The following is a 273-nucleotide window of genomic DNA, read 5'->3' as shown; positions in this document are numbered from 1 at the left end:
GTGCCTCTGAGGTCTCCAGCAACCAAGTGCTATTTTTAAATACAGGTAGCGTATTACGTGGTAATGAAAAGGTAAGTGGGTGAGTTAAATCTACATGGGTATTAAAAATAGCGCCTGCAATACGCTGACGCCCAGCTAAATGCTCTTTATCAGCATAGTTTAAACCGTCGGTTTTAAACGCACTGGCTACTTCTTTGCGAGACAAGTAGCTGGCTTTTAATAGTTGCTGATCCGCTAAAAATTTAGCACCGCCTTTGTGACCCCAAATAACAC

Annotated in this window: 1 pseudogene; it reads right to left on the bottom strand. The window is 42.5% G+C overall.

Features of this window, described 5'->3' with window-relative positions:
* Positions 1–273 (bottom strand): annotated as a pseudogene (locus AAEY68_RS21075) (peptidase M14); the annotation flags it as partial.

This window comes from Pseudoalteromonas sp. RB2-MNA-CIBAN-0110, from assembly GCF_040309305.1.
GTDB classification, from domain to species: Bacteria; Pseudomonadota; Gammaproteobacteria; order Enterobacterales; family Alteromonadaceae; genus Pseudoalteromonas; species Pseudoalteromonas arctica.
The sequence above is the reverse complement of the archived record's forward strand: the minus strand, read 5'-3'. Positions and strand labels throughout refer to the sequence as shown.